Annotated in this window: 23 protein-coding genes and 1 pseudogene; 21 read left to right on the top strand and 3 right to left on the bottom strand. The window is 35.5% G+C overall.

What is annotated here, in order from left to right; genetic code table 11:
• Nucleotides 1–10: 10 nt before the first annotated feature.
• The 7 genes from ACEE75_RS05830 to ACEE75_RS05800 all read left to right on the top strand — a co-directional run bounded on the left by ACEE75_RS05830 (nucleotide 11) and on the right by ACEE75_RS05800 (nucleotide 6705).
• On the top strand, nucleotides 11–2083 hold the full coding sequence (locus ACEE75_RS05830; protein ID WP_024401215.1) for a cysteine peptidase family C39 domain-containing protein: 2073 nt from the start codon (nucleotides 11–13) through the stop codon (nucleotides 2081–2083).
• Nucleotides 2084–2192: 109 nt separating this feature from the next.
• Nucleotides 2193–3101, top strand: coding sequence for an ABC transporter ATP-binding protein (locus ACEE75_RS05825; RefSeq protein ID WP_024401216.1), 909 nt, complete (start codon nucleotides 2193–2195; stop codon nucleotides 3099–3101).
• Nucleotide 3102: 1 nt separating this feature from the next.
• Entirely contained in the window at nucleotides 3103–3867 is a 765-nt protein-coding gene (locus tag ACEE75_RS05820; RefSeq protein ID WP_024394868.1) for an ABC transporter permease, read from the top strand.
• Complete coding sequence (locus tag ACEE75_RS05815) at nucleotides 3851–4585, top strand: ABC transporter permease (protein WP_002935043.1); 735 nt, start codon at nucleotides 3851–3853, stop codon at nucleotides 4583–4585. The genes ACEE75_RS05820 and ACEE75_RS05815 overlap by 17 nt, the downstream gene beginning before the upstream one ends.
• Nucleotides 4586–4750: 165 nt before the next feature.
• Nucleotides 4751–4975, top strand: coding sequence for a helix-turn-helix domain-containing protein (locus ACEE75_RS05810; RefSeq protein WP_002935042.1), 225 nt, complete (start codon nucleotides 4751–4753; stop codon nucleotides 4973–4975).
• A gap of 277 nt (nucleotides 4976–5252) precedes the next feature.
• Entirely contained in the window at nucleotides 5253–5480 is a 228-nt protein-coding gene (locus tag ACEE75_RS05805) for a DUF3173 family protein (RefSeq protein ID WP_001258320.1), read from the top strand.
• A gap of 22 nt (nucleotides 5481–5502) precedes the next feature.
• Entirely contained in the window at nucleotides 5503–6705 is a 1203-nt protein-coding gene (locus ACEE75_RS05800; protein WP_024401217.1) for a tyrosine-type recombinase/integrase, read from the top strand.
• Between the two features lie 257 nt (nucleotides 6706–6962).
• On the opposite strand, the gene ACEE75_RS05795 is transcribed toward ACEE75_RS05800, so the two are convergent.
• Nucleotides 6963–7412, bottom strand: a complete 450-nt coding sequence (locus ACEE75_RS05795; protein WP_449173584.1) for a hypothetical protein — start codon at nucleotides 7410–7412, stop codon at nucleotides 6963–6965.
• 27 nt (nucleotides 7413–7439) lie between these two features.
• Nucleotides 7440–10169, bottom strand: a complete 2730-nt coding sequence (locus ACEE75_RS05790; protein ID WP_449164866.1) for an SEC10/PgrA surface exclusion domain-containing protein — start codon at nucleotides 10167–10169, stop codon at nucleotides 7440–7442.
• Nucleotides 10170–10347: 178 nt separating this feature from the next.
• Here ACEE75_RS05790 and ACEE75_RS05785 point away from each other — a divergent pair, with 178 nt between their 5' ends.
• From ACEE75_RS05785 to ACEE75_RS05745, 9 genes are all read left to right on the top strand, one after another.
• Complete coding sequence (locus ACEE75_RS05785; protein WP_447575065.1) at nucleotides 10348–10692, top strand: helix-turn-helix domain-containing protein; 345 nt, start codon at nucleotides 10348–10350, stop codon at nucleotides 10690–10692.
• 303 nt (nucleotides 10693–10995) lie between these two features.
• Complete coding sequence (locus ACEE75_RS05780) at nucleotides 10996–11442, top strand: hypothetical protein (protein ID WP_447575064.1); 447 nt, start codon at nucleotides 10996–10998, stop codon at nucleotides 11440–11442.
• Between the two features lie 156 nt (nucleotides 11443–11598).
• Nucleotides 11599–11742 (top strand): hypothetical protein, encoded by a 144-nt coding sequence (locus tag ACEE75_RS05775; RefSeq protein WP_447575063.1) that lies wholly within the window; start codon nucleotides 11599–11601, stop codon nucleotides 11740–11742.
• Nucleotides 11743–11853: 111 nt separating this feature from the next.
• Nucleotides 11854–11979: a hypothetical protein gene (locus ACEE75_RS05770; RefSeq protein WP_447575061.1), complete on the top strand. Its 126-nt coding sequence runs from the start codon at nucleotides 11854–11856 to the stop codon at nucleotides 11977–11979.
• Nucleotides 11980–11991: 12 nt separating this feature from the next.
• Entirely contained in the window at nucleotides 11992–12543 is a 552-nt protein-coding gene (locus ACEE75_RS05765) for a hypothetical protein (RefSeq protein WP_447575059.1), read from the top strand.
• Nucleotide 12544: 1 nt separating this feature from the next.
• Nucleotides 12545–13267, top strand: coding sequence for a hypothetical protein (locus ACEE75_RS05760; RefSeq protein ID WP_447575057.1), 723 nt, complete (start codon nucleotides 12545–12547; stop codon nucleotides 13265–13267).
• Between the two features lie 393 nt (nucleotides 13268–13660).
• Nucleotides 13661–15034 carry a Rep family protein gene (locus tag ACEE75_RS05755; RefSeq protein ID WP_447575055.1) on the top strand — a complete coding sequence of 458 codons (1374 nt, stop codon included), beginning with the start codon at nucleotides 13661–13663 and terminating at the stop codon, nucleotides 15032–15034.
• Between the two features lie 68 nt (nucleotides 15035–15102).
• Complete coding sequence (locus ACEE75_RS05750) at nucleotides 15103–15339, top strand: DUF3173 family protein (RefSeq protein ID WP_447575053.1); 237 nt, start codon at nucleotides 15103–15105, stop codon at nucleotides 15337–15339.
• A gap of 13 nt (nucleotides 15340–15352) precedes the next feature.
• Entirely contained in the window at nucleotides 15353–16534 is a 1182-nt protein-coding gene (locus ACEE75_RS05745; RefSeq protein WP_447575051.1) for a tyrosine-type recombinase/integrase, read from the top strand.
• A gap of 166 nt (nucleotides 16535–16700) precedes the next feature.
• On the opposite strand, the gene ACEE75_RS05740 is transcribed toward ACEE75_RS05745, so the two are convergent.
• Nucleotides 16701–17264 carry a site-specific integrase gene (locus ACEE75_RS05740; protein ID WP_449164865.1) on the bottom strand — a complete coding sequence of 188 codons (564 nt, stop codon included), beginning with the start codon at nucleotides 17262–17264 and terminating at the stop codon, nucleotides 16701–16703.
• Nucleotides 17265–17319: 55 nt separating this feature from the next.
• Between ACEE75_RS05740 and ACEE75_RS05735 the strand changes: the two genes are divergently transcribed.
• The 5 genes and pseudogenes from ACEE75_RS05735 to ACEE75_RS05715 form a co-directional block, all read left to right on the top strand.
• Nucleotides 17320–17718, top strand: coding sequence for a phage minor head protein (locus tag ACEE75_RS05735; RefSeq protein ID WP_447575047.1), 399 nt, complete (start codon nucleotides 17320–17322; stop codon nucleotides 17716–17718).
• Nucleotides 17715–18353, top strand: a complete 639-nt coding sequence (locus tag ACEE75_RS05730; RefSeq protein ID WP_449164864.1) for a hypothetical protein — start codon at nucleotides 17715–17717, stop codon at nucleotides 18351–18353. The genes ACEE75_RS05735 and ACEE75_RS05730 overlap by 4 nt, the downstream gene beginning before the upstream one ends.
• Entirely contained in the window at nucleotides 18344–18523 is a 180-nt protein-coding gene (locus tag ACEE75_RS05725) for a hypothetical protein (RefSeq protein WP_024398001.1), read from the top strand. The genes ACEE75_RS05730 and ACEE75_RS05725 overlap by 10 nt, the downstream gene beginning before the upstream one ends.
• A 61-nt stretch (nucleotides 18524–18584) precedes the next feature.
• Entirely contained in the window at nucleotides 18585–18716 is a 132-nt protein-coding gene (locus ACEE75_RS05720) for a hypothetical protein (protein WP_447575043.1), read from the top strand.
• A 117-nt stretch (nucleotides 18717–18833) separates the two neighbouring features.
• Nucleotides 18834–19124, top strand: a pseudogene (locus ACEE75_RS05715) (IS30 family transposase); the annotation flags it as partial.
• Nucleotides 19125–19174 lie beyond the last annotated feature (50 nt).

Here is a 19174-nt window from a genome sequence, read left to right as displayed (position 1 = left end):
AAGAAAGACGATGAAGATTATTTTGCAAAACAATGAAGAAGATTGTCTTCTAGCTTGTTATACTATGATGTTGAATGACCTTGGACACCGAATCCCTTTACATGAAGTCTGTAATAAAGATTCATTACCAGCAGATGGTCTAAGTTTATCTTATCTACTAACTTTAAATGATAGATTTGGAGTGACTATAAATGCTTATCGAACTTCATTTGATGATTTATTGAAAATTTACGAAGAAACCAAAAGAAGAATGATTATTCACTGGAATAACGATCATTTTGTAGTTCTAGAAAAAATTAAAACTGACCGAGTCCTAATTGTAGATCCTGCAATTGGCCGAATTAGATACCATAAAAGTGAGTTTATGGAACATTATTCTGGAACGATGATTATGGTAAATAAAGGTAACGAGTTTAAGCCAGAAAGATATAACCCCATTTTTTGGAGTTATTTTAAGAAGACACTTCAGGTCAAACCCATTTCCTTATTTATTTTATCTTTGTTATTTATTCAAGCAAGTGTACTATTGTTTTCAATAAATTTAAGACAAATGCTAACAGATGAGTTCAAATTCAGTGCAAATTTATTTTTACTAAGTTTTGTTCTTGTTTTTCAACTGCTTGGATATTTTGTAAAAAATAGGGCGCTGAATAAGTATAATAGGGATTTTGACAAATATTATAGTAAAGAGTTATTTATAAGGCTTTTAAAGAAGCCTTTGTTATATTTTCGCAATCATTTAAGTGGTGGGGTTTCTGAAAAGATTAATCTAAAATCAATATTAAGAGATAATGTTACATTAAAAATTATACCGTCGTTTATAAGTTTAATTTCAGCCTTGGTAATTTTTATCTATTTAATGACAATCTCTGTAAAATTAACAGTGATTTTAGTTGTGATGATCTCTGTCTATAGTATATTTTCGATACTGTTATATTATAAACAAAGCGAATACAATCAAACGTATTTGCAATATCTTATCGATTTTAATTCGGAATTACAAACCGATTTGGACGATATTGACTATATAAAGATAATGAGAAAAGAAGATAAAATTTTCAATTCTTGGGTGACAGTCAATAATAAAGTCACAACAAAATACTCTCAAATTTTGAGAATTGAAAATCTATCTCAATTGATTGGAACTATATTTAACTACATCAGTTTATCTTCTATTATAGTTATATCAGTTTATTACAATAACTATATAGAAGTATCACTTTCGGACTTACTTGTATATCAAACTAGCATTTCATTATTGATTTCGGCAATTGAACAGGTGAAAGGAGCAATTTTCGAAATACTTCGATTGGAGATTTACGCTGAAAAGCAAAGTGATTTGTTGAAAGACTCAGCACCAATTACTGTACCGAGTTCAGAATCAAACGATTATTTAATACAGACTGATAACTTAAACTTTTCTTATGGTAATAAACCAATCTATAAAAATATTAATCTTACAGTCAAAAAAGGAGAAAAAATTGCTATTGTAGGAAAATCGGGGAGTGGTAAATCTACATTACTGTTACTTCTAGCAGGCATGCTTCGTTATAATGGCTCTATTAGATATGGAATCGTAGGATTTGAGGATTATATAAGTGTGGTTTTACAGAATATGACGCTTAGAAAAGGAAGTATTTTAGAAAATCTTGAATGGACTTCTAATGATTTATCTCCTCTTTATCAAATATTGAAAGATACGGCAGCGGATGAAGTAATCTCTCAGCTACCTAACAAAATATATTCTAAATTGTTAAAACAGGGGAAAAATTTATCAGGTGGACAAATTCAGAAATTACTTATAGCAAAATCATTGATAAAAGATAACGGCATTGTTTTTTGGGATGAGGCGTTTAGTAATTTGGATGAACACAGTAAAAATAGAATTTATGAAAATGTATTACAGTCTTCTAGGTATTCGGATAAAACAATGCTGATTGTAAGTCACCATTTAGATATTGTGAATTTTGTTGACAATGTTATATTCATTGATGAGGAGTCTGGTGAAGTGATTAAAGATAGTCATAAGAATCTCATGGAAACAAATGTAAATTATGGAAAATTTATTTGTTCTAGTTTTTAAGTAAACCCCAGTTCTCTTAATGTTATCTTTAACTTGTGACAGTACAATAGTAGTGAAATAAAAAAGAGAGGAAGAGCCCTAAGAGTAGGCTTATATTAGGTATGTAGAGATGAAAAATGTAATTGAATTGCGTAGACTATCAAAAGTGTATAAAGATATTACCACGGTAGACTTAGAAAAGATTACCGTCCGAGAGGGTGAAATTTACGGTTTTCTTGGACCAAATGGGGCAGGTAAAACAACAACTATGAAAATGATATTGTCTCTGATTAGTCCTACTTCGGGAGAAATCATAGTAACTGGCTCTAATATACAAAATGGCAAAGGCTATCTAAAACAAATTGGGTCAATGATTGAGGAACCTTCTTATTATCCTAATCTTACAGGTTATGAAAATTTAATGGTCTTTCAGAAGATGGTAGGATTCGCAAAAGAAAATATTTGGCCAACATTAGAGTTAGTGGGATTGTCAGAAGAAAAAAATCGGAAAAAACTTGTGAGGGATTATTCACTTGGTATGAAACAAAGACTAGCACTTGCTTTTGCGTTGGTTAAGAAACCCAAAATTCTTTTACTTGATGAGCCGACCAATGGTCTTGATCCAGCCGGCATTCATGAAATTCGAGAATTAATTGTTAAATTAGCTAAAGAAGAGGGATTGACAGTATTTATTTCTAGTCATATTCTTACAGAGATTGAGTATATTGCAGACAGAGTTGGAATTATCAATCACGGACGTTTGGTTTATGAAGGAGAAATCGAAGCTATTAAAGCTAATAGGTGGGTGGAGATTGGTGGAGATTTTTCTCAGAATAATATAGTTCAGAGTTTGGTTGAGTTCGGTTCAGTAGAAGTATTAGGTGCAACTGCAAGTTATGTCAAAATAAGCGATATTGATAATGATAAATTAGCAGATGTAGTAAGTTATTTAACCAAGAGTGGTTATCGCATTTTTAGAGTGGTCAGAGAGAGTGAAACACTAGAAGATATTTTTCTAGAGTTAACCAAGGAGGTGTAGCATGAGAGGTATATACATTGAATGGTTAAAAAGTAAACGAACAAAATCTTTTTCAATAGTAACTATTTTGATTATTGTTGCGACACTATGGAATATCGTTACGTTTAATTCTGCATTCTCTTCCCATCCAGAATTAAAAGGGGTAGAAATTTTATTTAGCAATCAAAATGTCAACCTCCTCATGCTTCCTATAGCAGTTTGTGTATTTGCTGCTCGCATTGTATGGAATGAGCGTGAGGGTCAGACTTTTAAGTTGCAATTTTCAAATGGTCATAATCTTCTAACTATTTTTGCCAATAAATTCTTATTTATGGTTATTATCTTTAGCTTCATGTCAATTCTAGAAGTCATTGCTATTTGTATTTTTGGTCAACAAGTAGGCATCAGAATCCCGTTCTCAGTTATTTTATTTCAACTTTTTGCCCAATTTCTTTCAGTATATTCTTTGATTTGTATCTATTTATTCTTAGCTATAGTAGTAGAAAAACAGGGTCTATTATTGGCATTAGGTTTGTTAGGTGGTTTTTTAGGCATTGTTTTGACTCCAAGAAGTTATGGCTTCAGTAGTTTGATTAATCCTATAACAGGATTTGGTAGCTTAGCACCCTATAAATATCAGTCTCTTGGTGGCGGGGAGTTTGCATACATTTTTGATAGTCAATTATTTTGGAAGTTGATAATTTATTCTGTTTATTGTTTATTGTTGTATGCTATAGCCAATCTCGTTTTGAGAAAGAGAGGGAATAAAGATGGGAAGTTATTTTAAGGCAGAATGGAAAAAAGCTAGAAAAATCCAACTTTTGTTGATTGGAATGGCTTTTCTGACTTTTTCTAGTTTTATTGGGTTAGGAATATATTTTTCTAATAGGGATGTTTTAGTTGAAGGAACACAATCACTGGTTTTATGGGGACAATTAACATTTTATAATAGCACCTTGCTCTATCCTCCGATGCTTGCTATTATTGCTGGTTTACTGATTATACCTGAATTTGAACGAAAAAACCTTGAAATGTTGAAAGCAAACCAAGTCTCAATGTGGAAATTGTATTTTGGTAAATTATTGTGTAGTTTTTTCATTATTCTTCCAGTTCAACTAGTATTATTAATTATTTTTATTATAGCAATTCATGCTGATGGAATTATTCTGGATTTGAGTTTACAGACGTATATTAAATGGCTATTATTGTCACTTTTAGCATCTGTTCCAATAATTATTCTTCAATCGTATATAACAGTGAAAACAAGAAATTTCAGTAAAAGTATTGGAATTGCGACAGTTGGAAGTGTATTGAATTTTGTACTTATCTTTATCAATGAAGATTTAACAAAATTTTTCCCTTATTCTCAGCCAATGGTTGCACTCCGAAGTAGAGCATTAACAGATATGTCTTTTGGTAATTTATCTATTTTTCTGGTAGTAAATAGTATATTTTCTATCCTTTTTTATAAATTAACAGTAGATGTTTTGGAAAAAAATAATTAGTTTTAAATAAATCGCTTCTATATAACATACAAGTCACTAGGCTTTTATAGGAGTTAAAAAAGAGGAGAGGTACTCCTCTTTTTTAATAATCTGTTTGGTCCAAGCTGGACCATTTTCCGTCTTTTTATAATTTGTACAGTATACTTTTTCTTAGGAGAAAGCTTAATGTATCGGCGAATAAGAGATATACGAGAGGATCATGACTTAACTCAGCAGAATGTATCCGATTATCTTAGTATTACACGTTCAGCATACGCAAAGATTGAGCGAGGTGAACATACATTATCGGCTGAAGTGCTAATACAACTCTCGAATCTTTACAACGTCAGTACAGATTATTTGTTGGGGCAAACTGACTTTCCCCACCGAATAAAGAATAATTTAAAATAGTCCCTCCTGATTTGTTCATTGACAATTGAATAATTCTAGGTGGGACTTTATTTATTTGTTGAGCAATAGAATGTAATGCGCCAGGAAATGAGCGAAAATCATTTATTCAAAAATAGGATGGTAACCTATCTGCCATGACACAAATAATGATAATGATACTTCTGACCGTTCAGGCTGCCATCGTAAAAGGACAGCGGGTGAAATTCCCATGATTGAACTAACCATTCAAATCTCATCTAGCGTGTAAAAAAACTTAGTGATTTGAGGAGAAAAGTGTATGAGAACTGCTACATATAAAGATTTAATGAATTTAGGATTTCCTGAACATACCTCTAGAGACATTATTCGAGAAGCTAAAAGAATTGCTGTAAAAAAGTTTGAAGAAGCTCGCAAAGTTGACCATAATGCGGTACAATTAAGTAAATCGCCCTTTGACAATCGAAGACTAGGTATCGCACCAGCAGAAATTGTGGAACAATTAATAGGGATTCCACTATCTAAATAACATTTAGAAAGTGAGAATCCAAATGGTAACAAAAAGTAGTAAAAAATACAAAGGTGTTTATTGTGATAATAAGGGAAAGATATTTTATCAGATTGATCTTGGAATCGACCCAGTAACTGGCAAAAGGGTACAAAAGAAAGCTAGAAAAAATCAATATGGTAAAACCTTTGAAACAATGAAAGAAGCATATGACGAATTAGTTCGTATAAAATATGAATTTGCCAACAAAGTCAGTTTAGAAAATTACAATATGACTTTTGAAAACTATATGAACAAAATTTATTTAAGAGCGTATAAGCAAAAAGTTCAGTCTGTGACATATAAGACGGCTCTTCCTCATCATAAACTTTTTATTCAATATTTTGGTTCAAAGCCATTAAAAGCAATAACTCCTAGAGATTGCGAGGCTTTTAGATTGCATATCATAGAAAATTATTCTGAAAACTATGCGAAAAATTTATGGTCAAGGTTTAAAGCTTGTATGGGTTATGCAGAAAGACTTGGCTATATTTCAGATATGCCTTGTAAAGCATTAGATAATCCTAGAGGTAAGCATCCAGAAACTCCATTTTGGACCTATGCGGAGTTTCAGACATTTATCAAATCATTTGACTTACATGATTATGAAGAATTACAACGATTTACTGCCATCTGGTTATATTATATGACAGGTGTACGAGTGAGTGAAGGTTTATCTTTATGTTGGGAGGATATTGATTTTGATAAAAAATTTCTAAAGGTGCATACAACCTTGGAGAAAGATGAAAATGGAAATTGGTATCGTAAAGACCAAACAAAGACTCCAGCAGGTGAACGACTTATTGAATTGGATGATATAACTATTGAAGTACTTCAAGTTTGGCGAAAAAATCAGTTTGCAAATCAAGATACAGATTTTATCATTTCAAGATTTGGAGATCCTTTTTGTAAATCAACCATTTGTCGCATCATCAAACGTAAGGCACAACAAGTAGGAGTTCCTGTTATTACAGGTAAAGGTCTTAGACATAGTCATGCTTCTTATCTAATAAATGTTCTGAAAAAAGATATTTTATATGTGGCAAGACGAATGGGACATGCTGATAAATCAACAACTTTGAACACATATAGTCATTGGTTTAATGCTTTAGATAAAACAGTTTCTGAAGAAATCACACAAAATATTAAAAGTGCAGGACTGGATTCAATTTTATGCCAAAATTCCTGCCAAACTTCAAATTTATGAACTCAAACCCCTTGATACTGCACATTTAACAGGTTGTGCAATTGTTACTCTTAAATAATAGAGTACTGCAATTTGATTGCGGAAGCCTAGTAAATCAAGGTTTTCAAGTCGCTTAGGGCGATTTAATAGAGTGGGAAATAGTTTCATTCCCCACCAAAACCCCACTAAGATTTATTCTAGTGGGGTTTATTTTTTATCAATTTATCAATTTTTATCAAAAAAATCTTCCTACTTATAAAAGTAAGAAGATTTTTGTTTTATTTTACATCGACCACGTCATCAATATCGACGTAAACTCTAGAATTAGCGCCAGATATACTATTGATTAGAGGTTTTTTTGTCCTAATATTAATATATTTTGCTAAATCGTTTTCACTCAGTACTTGGAGTTCACTGAGACCAAATTTTTGATAAGTTTCTTGTTCATTTTCGCTAGCCTTATATTCTAAATGCCATTGTGAGGGTAGTTCATACCCATTATCCCTAGCCTCTGAATAGCTTTCAAAACGTTTAACTTTTGCAATAAAGGCATTATTAGTTTGTGCTTCCATAAGTATTAGTTTGTCTATGTCCTGAGCAATTTTTGTTTGTGTTGTGAATAACACCTTGCCGTTATGATTATCAGCATGATAAAAGTGTGCATCATAGACACTTTTTGCGCTCATGTTGTCATACCTAGAACCTAATTTGAATGCTAATTTAGTCATTTATCTTTCCTCCGTTATGCTCACGGTTTAGAGCTTGCGTTTAACTCCCACACCTGCAAGTCCTAGCATAGCCAGTCCCATCAGTGAGAAGATAGCAGTTTGGTCGTCTCCTGTGTTTGGCAGGGTAGCTGATTTAGCTTGATAGTTTGCTTGTGGTTTTTCTTTTAGGACTTTGGCTGAGACTTGCTTCGTGACAGCTTTGTTGTAGGCTGTTTGGATAGCTTGTTTCTCGTCCGCTCTGCCGTCAACATAAGCCACAATAACTCCGTTTTCATCCTTGATAGCTACTGGTTGACCACCGTTTTTGATGATGGCATCGCGTTGAGCTTGGACTTCTTGCGTTTGGTATTGAGCAAGCAGAGCTTCATAGATAGCAAGTGCTTCATCTGCGATAGCTTCTAGGTCTTCTAGACTTGCCTCTTCTGTAGCTAAGAGCGCCTCTAACTCTTCTAATTTAGCCTGTGCTTGAGTGAGTTGTTCCACTAGACTTGGCAAGTTAGCTTTAGCAGTTTTCATAGCCTCTAGTTGAGCTTTGGCTGTCTCAAGAGTAGCTTGTGCATTGGTGTAAGCTGTTTTAGCATCTGCGGTAGCACTTTGAGCTTGACTGAGTTCTGCTTTTAATTGAGCTAGAGTAGCCTGAGCTTCAGCTAAAGTTGATTGAGCAAGGACATCAGCCTCTTTTGCAGAAGTAAGACTAGCCTGAGCCTTAGAAAGAGCAATAGCCTTATCAGTAGCACTAGCCTTAGCAAGAGCTAGGGTTTCCTTAGCAGACTGCAAAGCTTGCTCATCTTGAGATAGGGTTGCTTGGGCTTCGGCAAGGGCTGTTTCTAAAGATGCAACATCAACCGTACCATTGATAAGGTCAGCTAAAGTTGACTGAGCAGACGTAAACGTAGCCTGAGCCGTTTCGTAAGCCGTGCGGGCAGTTTCATAAGCTGATAAGGCGTTATCGAAATCTACCTGAGCTTTAGTAAGACTAGATTGAGCATTAGCTACAAGAACAGGGTCAACGACAGTACGAGTAACCGTCTCATAGATAGGGGTAACCGTCGTAGTACCGCCAGTAACCGTCTCGTAAGGGTTAGGAATGGCCTCCCCGCTAGAGTTAATCAAGGTTAAATAAGGTGTCAACCATCCGTCACGTTTATAAATATGTCTAGCCTCACGCAATAACTCAAGCCCAAAACTATTAGAAGAATTAGTAAGACCCAACAAGTCAAGAGATACCCCATCAAAGTATAAGGCACTAGAAACCGCACGGAAAACCGTATCCTTAAGCTGACCCTCAGTAATAGTAAGCTTCTTACCAGACCCCGCATATTCAGTAAGGTAGCTACCTTGGAGTTGTTCGTTAACTTCAATAACCTTAGCAGAAGAACCTAAAACCGTATCACTAGCCTGTTTCCTAACTTCTTCTTGAGAAACTGTAAAAATTGTTGTAAAATCACGATAACCCCAATCAACTTTTTTTAGTTCATCCTCGCTCCAAGACTGGTTCTCACCAACTGAGTAATAAGCCTTAAAGTAAGCATCTAACCACTGACGAGTTTTAGCCACGGACTCGCTAGTAACTTTAAGTGGTTCAGTACCAACCTTAGCACGTGCATCGTTAATAAGAGCTGCCGCAAACAAAGTCAAATCTGTAATAGTAGCATCAGACAAATCATCAACGTATAAAGTATTGCCGTCAGGATATTTTACTAGTGAAGCCATTCTTTGAGGACTAAATAGATAGAAATCCCCATCAAACCACTTAGAACTGCTAGCTGCACTAGCTACCCCGCTACCTGCTTTATAGGCAGAGATAAGCTCATCCGTAAGGAAGATACCGTCCACCTCTACAGTTTCAGTTCTACCTACTTTTACACTAGGGACAGTATCTGCATTGATGGTTGTCTTACCACCTGTAGTGCTAGTTGTTTCGCCAGTCTTAATAGTTTCAGTAACCGTAGTACCTTTTTTGGCAGTTTCAAGGGTTGACTGAGCTTCTGAAAGAGCTGATTGGGCATTGTCCTTAGTAGAAGTTGCCTCAACAAGAGCCTTAGCAGACGAATCTACGGCTTGTTCAGCCTCAGCTACTACCTTTTGTTGTTGAGATACGGCTTCAGCCTTATTGCTCTCAGCCAACTTAGCCGACTCAAGAGCTGACTGGGCAGAAGATACCGCATCCTTGTCGCTAGCTACCTTAGTTGTAAGGTCAGCAACGTTCTGTTCAAGAGCCGTAGTATCCGTAGAACCACTCAAAGCATCAACCTTAGATTGAGCCTCAGCCACCGCACTAGCCGTCTCGCTAGCCTTCGTCTGAGCATCAGCTACTACGCTTTCTTGAGAAGAGACCTTAGCTTGTGCAGTCGTCTCTGTCTCTTGAGCGGTTTTTAAGGCTTCTGAGGTTGCCGTTACCTGTCCTTGTGCGCTCTCAATAGTAGCTTGAGCATTGCTCAAATCTTGCTCTGTCACATTGGCTTTTGCCACTTCTGAGGTAAGAGAAGACACCACCACTGATTGCGAGGTAACTTCTGATGAAGCTGTCGCTACCACACTTGCTTGACTGTCTGCATTTGCTTGTGTGCTTGTCGCCACCTCTGAGGCTTGCGCTAACGCCTCTGTCGTCACCTTTGTCTCAGTTGCTTCCTGAGCGGTTGTTACAGGTGTTTCAGTGGTAACTTGTGCTGTCACCTCTTCTGCTTGGGCATTGGCGCTGATTGCGACCGCCCCTGCAACAAGAGCTAAACCTGATAAAACTTTTGTTTTCTTCATTTTATCTTTCTCCTGAAAAAAATATTGTAGAGTATATTTTTTATGACTATACCTACTTATAGACTATTTTATCATATTTTTTAGTCTATAAACCAATATTTTAATAAAATTAGTCTATAGACTGGTTATATTATAGTTTAAATCTCTGTATCATAGTTACTGTATGAGGGCGGTAACTATGATGAAAGAACACAATCTAAAAAGATATGTTGGAAAACGTGTGAGAGTTTTACGCAAGAGTAAAGGGATGAGTCAGCAAGCATTGAGTGAAGTATCAGGAGTAGGAACTGATTATATTTCAAACCTTGAAAACAAGGGTTCTAATATAAAGATTGATACACTGGAAAAAATATTACTAGCGCTAGATACTTCCTCGTCAGAATTTTTTGAAAGTAAGATTGAAAGTTCAGATAATACTCTAAATTTTATGTTAGAAGAACTCCAAGAGTTACCAGAGTCTAGTCAGAAGCAATTGCTAGATGCTTTTATCTTGTTAATAAAAGCTGTTAGAGATAAATCATAGATAATTAAAACCAAGTCACATGACTTGGTTTTTTGTGTTTAAAAACTGGTATACGTTGTAAATTATCCTATTCTTACTACTAAACTTGCTAAAAAGCTTGGTGTTGGATCTATATTCCGTTACTTAAAATGATAAACACTGGATATAGCTCTTATCCTGGATATTGCGCTAGCTACCTGACTAGAACTAATTTAAACCTTACTAGACTCAATTAGTGGATGCATTTTTACTTTCCCCCTGCTATAAGGAATGTTCCCCTTGCTATATAGTGAATGTAAGAACTAAAATTTGGAGGAAAATCATATGACTAAAAGTAGATTTGAGCAAATGGGATTTAAACCTGTTATTGTACCGCTTACAATGTCAACATTTAACACAGATTACATTGCTAAGCTGACCAAAGTGTCACTGACTTTTCAATATTTTTCGGAGAAGGTGTTAAAAGGGCGGATACCAAAGCATCAGTCATTTTATGATGTTATTACAAACACTGAAAAATATTGTCGGGAACTTGGTATACCTATGGAAGCTTCTGGTTATGCGTCAGTTTCTTCAAGAACTCTCCAACGAATTTTTGGGTGTGACAAGATAGATGTCAAATTTTTAGATAGAATAATTGAGAATGAAAATTTTCAAAAACTCTATACAGAGGCGTATAACTATTATTTCTGGAACAATCCTGACAAATTAAAAAAAATTGCAAACCGATTTGATAAAAATATAGTAAAATTGGCGAGTTTTTTTGACTGATTGATAGGTATACTTAAAATATAAAAATAAAGGAGAAGACCAATGCATTAATAAGTGCCTAGCTCTCGGCAGGAAAATTGAGCATATGATTTTTTTACTTGTCAGCATTTCATTTATAGAAATTCTGACCATGCTTTTAATTATAGGAGGTGCCTAATGGCATTAAAACTAGGACTTTTTGGGAGTCCCAAAAAACTCACAGAAGCAATCTCATCGGAAGTGGAAGTTTCTGAATTTATCAAGGTCGTTGGTATCACTACAGGTATTTTGAACCAAGGCGAAGAAAATGAACGCTATTAGGCTAATCTAACTGGAGTCGATACTGAACTTTTTGAACGGTTCGAAAGTATAGGTCAAGAAGAGCATTGTCCTACTTTCAAGGTTAAACTTCGCAACTATCATGGAGAAGATTTGTCCAATTTACAAGATGTGGAAATTTCATTCAATCATTATGAGGTTGCATTTTTGTTTGACAAATATAAACAGCCCACAGGCTTGGCACTAGTTCTTGACCTTGCTGATATTTCTGTAAAATAGGAAAAATCTAATATGAAAAAAATTAAAGAAGTTTTTCAATATTTTCTTTCACTCAGGTGGTACTATCAAGTTTTATCTGTCTTAGTAGCTTTGTTATTACTTGTCTTGCTTATCAGGTTCTTAATTTGGATTGTCCCACTTATCGGAGCAATCTTATCCCTCCTCTTTGTTTTCACAGACGGCGAAATCTTCTCAACAATGTGGGAAAGTTATAAAAAGAGTAAGCAAACGTCTGCAAATCCGTTAGTCACAACGGTTTACCATTGGCTCACAGAAGTTGGAGTTGCAGAACTACCAGTTTCTACCTTGCAGTTTTCGCAAGGTGTAGAGTGTTTTGATAATAAACAAGGAGTATTCTTCATTCATCTAGATAAAGAAATCTCTGATGAACTACTTTCGGACTTTGAAACTAAAGTACGACAAAGAGTCAAGTTTATTTCTAATGCTTACACGGACTGTGTTGTTAGCCGTTCTAAGCGTGAACCTTTCCTAGCTATTAAGGTTCGGTTATTGCCTGCAAACGAAATGCTTTTGCAAAAAAATCAAGTTGAGGAAGATTTTTAGCATGATTAAGAATGTCTTTGAAATCAATAACAGGGGTCAACCAACCCCTGTTTCTATTGATATAAACCGATTCTTTGCTTGGATTATAGCAGGTCCATCAGGAGTTGGAAAATCAAGGTTCCTTCGGAGAAGCCTCGGTCTGATTTCATTTTATGATACAACTGCGGAAGCATATTTTATGGACTTTAAAGCAGATGATGAAATGTTTCCAATGACTGGTAGGCATATTGCAAGAGGATTTGACTGTCTCGAACTCTTTGAAATGGTATTTCAACGCTTTGAAGCAAGGCTAAACAAGTCAGAAACGAATAGTCATAATGTTTACTTAATCTTTGATGAGTGGCAAGCCTTTCTAGCTTATCTTGAGCAGACAGACAGGAAAAAGCACAAAGAGATTTTATCCAAAATGTTAATGATGAACAGCATGGGAAGAAGCTTAGGTTTACGAATTATACTATCCAGTCAACGTTTCCTGATGTCTGACTTGCCTGGTCGCTACAATTTTAACTGTATCATTTCCCTATCAACAACTTTCTTAAAATCAGCTAATAACCGCCAATTACTTTTCCCTGATATGGAGAAAGATGAAGTAATTGTCAAACCTAGAGGTTATGGTTATTTTCAGCTTGAGGGTGAAGAAGTTAAATTGTTTCGGACAATTCAAGTTAAAGATGAAGAACGATTAAATCAACGTATTCAAGAGTTATTTTCTCGCTATGAGTGAGTGGGAGCGGTTTTTCTGCTACACTAGTTTTGACGACAGTAACCTATCTAGGTGTTTTTTCATCGGTGTAGTGTCGGCGTGATTCGATTAGCAGGAAAATGGAGGCTTGCAAGGGCTTGAGGGGTGGAGATTTTTCGTAGTGGAGCGGAGCCGTTAAGGCGGGAGAGAAACGAAGAAAAATACTACCCCGTCCCTTGTCCAGTGGACAAGCGTATTTTTGGATATTTTAGGTTTCATCGGGCAGGAGAGGCTGGGGTTTGGGGCAAAGCCCCAAGAAGAAAAAATATTGCATTTCAACTCTAACTATTCTACGTGCGGTTAGACTGGGCTTGTCAACAGAGTCTAACCCTAAATAGTTAAAAGAATAATTAAAACAGGAGGTCTATTTATTCCATGAGTAAGAAAGAAGCGAAATTATCTTGTATCATGATTACACAGCAACTAGAACCTGAATATTGGCTTGGTTGGGATGAAGACATAATCAATGGTGCTAAAGAAGGGAACTTGTCCCCATTACTTGAGGAGGTGGTAAATAAAGTATCAGAAATTGCAACGGTATCAGATGCCTATGCGATTATTCACGACAAGGATGTTAATGAGATTTATAACTTGGAAACTAGAGAAATCAAAACGGTACCTGAAAAAAGCCATGCTCACATTTTATTAAAATTTTCCAAAGGAGCGACACTGATTAGCCTCGCTTTGCAACTTGGAATTGAGCCACAGTACATTGAAAAGGCTAAATCAGGAAGATATGCTTTTGATAATTTTTTAGCCTATCTCATTCATGCCAAGGACAGTGATAAATTTCAGTACGACCCTAATGAAGTGACTACATTACACGGGAAAAACTACCTTGATGTTGTTACAGAAAGGTATAAGAGTTGGAAGGAAGGTAAGGCTAAGAAAGATATTTCTAAAAGCAATACCTCTTTAGATGATATTTACCTTCAAATTTTGAACCAACAAATAACCAAGCAAGAAATATTATCAGACCCTAAGTTACAAATTCTTTATGCTTTGAACAAAACAAAGATAAATGAGGCTTTTATGACACTTGGCGAAATTAAGTCTAACGCTACAAAGCTGGCTCTTGAAAATGAAGAATTTCAGAAAAGTATTTTTTTCTTAACTGGGGATAGTGGGGTAGGAAAATCACGTTTTGCAAAAACATTTGTCAAAGAACTTATCAGCCTAGCAAATACTAACAACTATAGTTGGTCTGACGTTGTAACTGCTGGAACTAATATTTTCGATGAGGTTAATGGGGAAGAGATTCTATTGCTGGATGATGTGAGAGGAGATAGTTTAACAGCATCTGACTGGCTAAAATTACTTGACCCTTATAATATTAGTCCGATTTCAGCAAGATACCATAATCGTATGGGATCTGCAAGAGTCATTATTATCACCAGTACCAAGCATCCCCTTGAATTCTTTTATCATACCAAGGGTAATGAAAAAGAGGATTTATCGCAATTCATTCGGCGAATAGATAGCTTAGTTACTCTGTATAGAGAGACTCCAAAGAGTTCGGTGGAGTATCTTCAATCCTCATCGGAAAGTGTTGCGAATCGTATAGTAAAAGTGCCATCAACTGATGTAGAAGTATCTCTTATTTACGATTTTAAACACAATGGGAAAATGTCCAAAGAAGAGTTACTGGAATTTTTATTGGCTCAAGTATCATTAAATAATAAATGGTCTTTGGATAAAATAAAAAACTCATCAGAAGATACTTTGGCGAGCAATTCTGATGAGCGTTAACATAAGAAATGGAATTATCCTATGATGATTCTATTATATCACATGAATATAAAGTGAGGTAATAGTTTATGAGTAAGACGGTAAATCATAAGAAACTGGTTGAATTAGGTTTCCCAAAACATACGGCAAGGAATATTATTCATCAAGCAAAGATGATTGCAATAGCAAAATTTGAAAAAACTAGAACTTCTTCAGATAATTTGGTAGAATTAAAGAAATCGCCCTTTGAAAATTCAAGACTTGACCTAGCACCAACGTATATCGTTGAAGAATTACTAGGCTTTCAGTTACCTTTTGATGAATAGAAAGGAACTGAAAATGGCAAGTAAAAAATATCGTGGAGTATCTCGTGATAAAAAAGGGAGAATATACTACCAAACAGAGTTTAAGGCAAATGACTTAACTGGTAAGCGTCAGCGGAAGAAAAGTTATAAAGACCAATTTGGAAATCCGTTTAAGAGTGAAAAACAAGCATATGATGAGTTATGTCGGATAAGAGCAGAATTCCAAATATCACAAAATAGGAATGGTGATTACTTGACGTTTGCTGATTATATGGAGGAGATTTATCTTCCATATTATAAACAAACAGTCCAATCAGTCACGTATAAGACAGCTATGACTCACCATAAAATGTTTATAGAAATTTTTGGTCAAAAGAAATTATCTTCCATAACGGTTAGGGAGTGTGAGAAATTCAGAATTCATCTAATTGATAAATACTCTCCTAATTATGCTAAAGGTGTGTGGATTCGCTTTAAGCAATGTTTGGGGTATGCAGAACGTCTTCAAATCATTGATGACTTTCCTTGTAAATCACTTGATAACCCTAAAGGTTCACGACCAAATACAAAATTTTGGACACTGGACGACTTTAGAAAGGTTATTGCAACCTTTGACCTATCGGACTATGAAGAAAGGCATAGATTTACTGCAATTTGGCTATACTTCTTTACTGGACTTAGAGTATCTGAGGGGTTGAGCTTAATTTGGTCTGATATTGATTTTGAGAGGAAGCTCCTTCATGTCCAAAGTACGCTTGAATATGAGGGAAATGGTATTTTCATTCGGAAAAATCAAACTAAAACAGAAGCTGGTGTGAGATGGATTGAACTTGATGATGAAACGGTAGATGTATTACAACAGTGGAGAGCCGTACAAGTGGAAAATAATAACGATAGTTATGTTTTAGCACGATTTGGAAAACCATTAAGTAAATGTACTTTGAGTCGTATTCTCAAGAGGCATGCTAAAAAAGCAGGAGTAGAGGTAATCACTGGAAAAGGGTTGCGACATTCTCACGACAGTTTTTTGATAAATGTAATGGGAAAAGATGTTCTGTATGTCTCTCAGCGTTCAGGAAGGGTTGACAAAGCTACAACATTGAATACTTATTCACATTTGTATGATAGTCAAAAAGCCAGTGGTGGAAGAGAGATAACCCAAGCACTACATAAGTTTGGAGTATCGTCAAACCCCACCAAAACCCCACTAAACTAAAATATGACAAGATAATACTAATTATATCAACGTTTGTAGGTATTAGGTAATTGTTACTCTTAAATAATAGAGCAACTACTAAAGTAGCTTAAAAACATGATTAAACCGCTATTCTTCGGAGTAGCGGTTTTTCTTTTTGTCTGAAAAGGGGCAAAAAAGGGGCAAACTATTGATAAAGATTATCTAGAACACTCACAATTTGTGACTGAATATTTTTAGTCACATGGGTGTATATCTCCATGGTTGTTTTTCCGTTATCTTTGTGTCCTACACGTTGGGTAATTGCTTTTAGGGGGATATTATGTTCAGCTAGTGTGCTAATAAGTGTGTGCCGTAAAATGTGAGGGTGGAGTGGTTTTTGAATCGGTTTTTTTAAGGTCTCGTTAGCATTTTTCATCAGCTTGCCAATTGAAGACTTTCCTATGGGGATGCCGTTGTCTGATACGAATATAAATCCCATATCTTTGTAATTTGGGTTGGTGTTTTTTCGGAGTTCGTGTAGCTGGATGAATTCTTCAATGATTTCAATTTCTTTGTTTGTTAAATCTACAGTTCTGATAGATGCAGCTGTCTTTGGTGTGGTTTTTACACCTTCTGATCCTTTTTTAGTTGGATCGAGTGTACCGTTGATAGTGATGGTACGGTTGTCTTTATTGTAGTTTTCGAATTTGATAGCACCAGCTTCACCGAATCCTAAAGCAATTGGTGATATTGCAGAAGCTACTATCAACGCTAACTTTAAAGGAGCGAGTTGGTCTAAGTCAATTTGGGATAGGCAAGACAAGTTGCGTACGATTGTTGCTCAGGAAGTCTATCAAGCTATTATTCGAGGCCAGAACGGTCTTGTAATCGCTAGAAATTTACGAAAAGACTTTGTCGTTAATGTTTCGGACGCTAAGCGTTTAGCTATTACGGAACATGCCAGAGTGCAAATAGAAGTTGCCAAACAATCTATGTTGCGGAATGGCTTTGAATATTATGAGGTTCTGCCAGAGCCCAAAGCGTGTGGCGTCTGTAAGCCAAAAGCCGGAAAGAAGTATCGCGTCGATACGATGATGACTAGCGAAACTGCCCCCCTTTTCACCCTTACTGTCGATGTGCAATTGCGGAGGTGTTTGATGGTGAGGATGGTAAAGTTGTTGAAAAATCTCAAAACAGGATATATAATCAGGATTTTCCGATGATAGACCTAATGGCTAAGCAGCGCTCTTTCACAGTTGGGAATGATATCAGAGTCAAAACAAAGAAATTGAATGGAACTGATTTTGATTTTTGGGCACAAGACAATACAAAGAAAATTAGGGACACTGTTTTCAATGTGCAGTCTAGTCTTAACGAATTGAAAGATTATCCTGTCCCGACAATTGTTTTTCTGAAAAAGTCAAGATTAACTGGTTTTGCGGGTTATGATTACAAGCAAGATATTCTATTTGTGAGCGATACACTTCATTCAGAAAAAGAATTTGCTAAAATTCTATCTGATAATTATTTTGCAGCTCAAAGCATTAAAGATACCATGATACATGAATTAACTCACAAAAAACATTGGGACTCTGCTAAAGCATTTTACAAAGAAAATAAAAAACGTTATAATAACGTTGAACAGGCAATGTCTGAATTAAATTCCCCTTTGGTGTCGTATGTCAAAGAACAATTGAAGCATGACTACAATTATCTTTATAACATAAGCGATAATGCAGCTATTGCATTTTACAACGATAACATCAATGAGTTGGTTGCTGAAGTTGGGGTATTGGGGGATAAAGCTACAGACCCAAATCTGTTAAATAAAGTTAAGGAGGTATTATCATGGAAGTAATGGCAATGCCGAGCAAAGAAGTTTTGATTTTTACAAAACAAATCCGCCACTGGATTGTTGGCGATAAAACTATTTCAGGAAAGAAACAGTTTATCTTCCGTGAAGATACTCCTCCTGAAATCTTAAAACTTTATCAAGATATAAAATCAAAACTAAACTTTGCTTACTAAACAATCAAGCGCCTAGAGCAATCTAAGTGCTTTTTTTGTTACTCTTAAACAGGAGATACAAATGTTAGAGATGTTATGGCAGTTTATCTCCTTTTTATTTTTGTCAGCGCTGGCTGCATTTATCTTGATGATTTGGGTAGTCTTTATCGTAGGATTGATCAAGGAAGTTTCAAAAACATGGAAAGGAAAATAATGATGAATAAACGAATGCGGAAAAAATACCATCCTCATGAATTGACGTTGGCACTGGATGGCATTTGCAAAACTATGGAGTTCTTCTTTACAATGTAGATGTAACAGATGAAGATGCACTTTTGATTGTGGGAAAGAATTTTCCAATTGGAAGTCTATTTCGAATGCACATGACATCGATATTTTCTTTACCGATCCAGGTTGTCCTGGACAACGAGGGCTCAATGAACACTCGAATGGTTTACTAAGATGAAACGGATTGCCTAAACAGATGGACTTTACCTATATTTCTCAGCAGTTTTTATCAGCTATAGTTGATAAGAGGAATAAGATTCCTAGAAAGTCTTTGAATTATCAAACATCATATAAAGTTTTTCTGAGTTACTTGAAAATGTCTAGCTTAATTTGACCATTTAGGTTTTTTAATAAATGAATGATTAATAATAAAAGTATAAAATA

This window comes from Streptococcus sp. 11273D007BT (genome assembly GCF_053547195.1).
The sequence above is the reverse complement of the archived record's forward strand: the minus strand, read 5'-3'. Positions and strand labels throughout refer to the sequence as shown.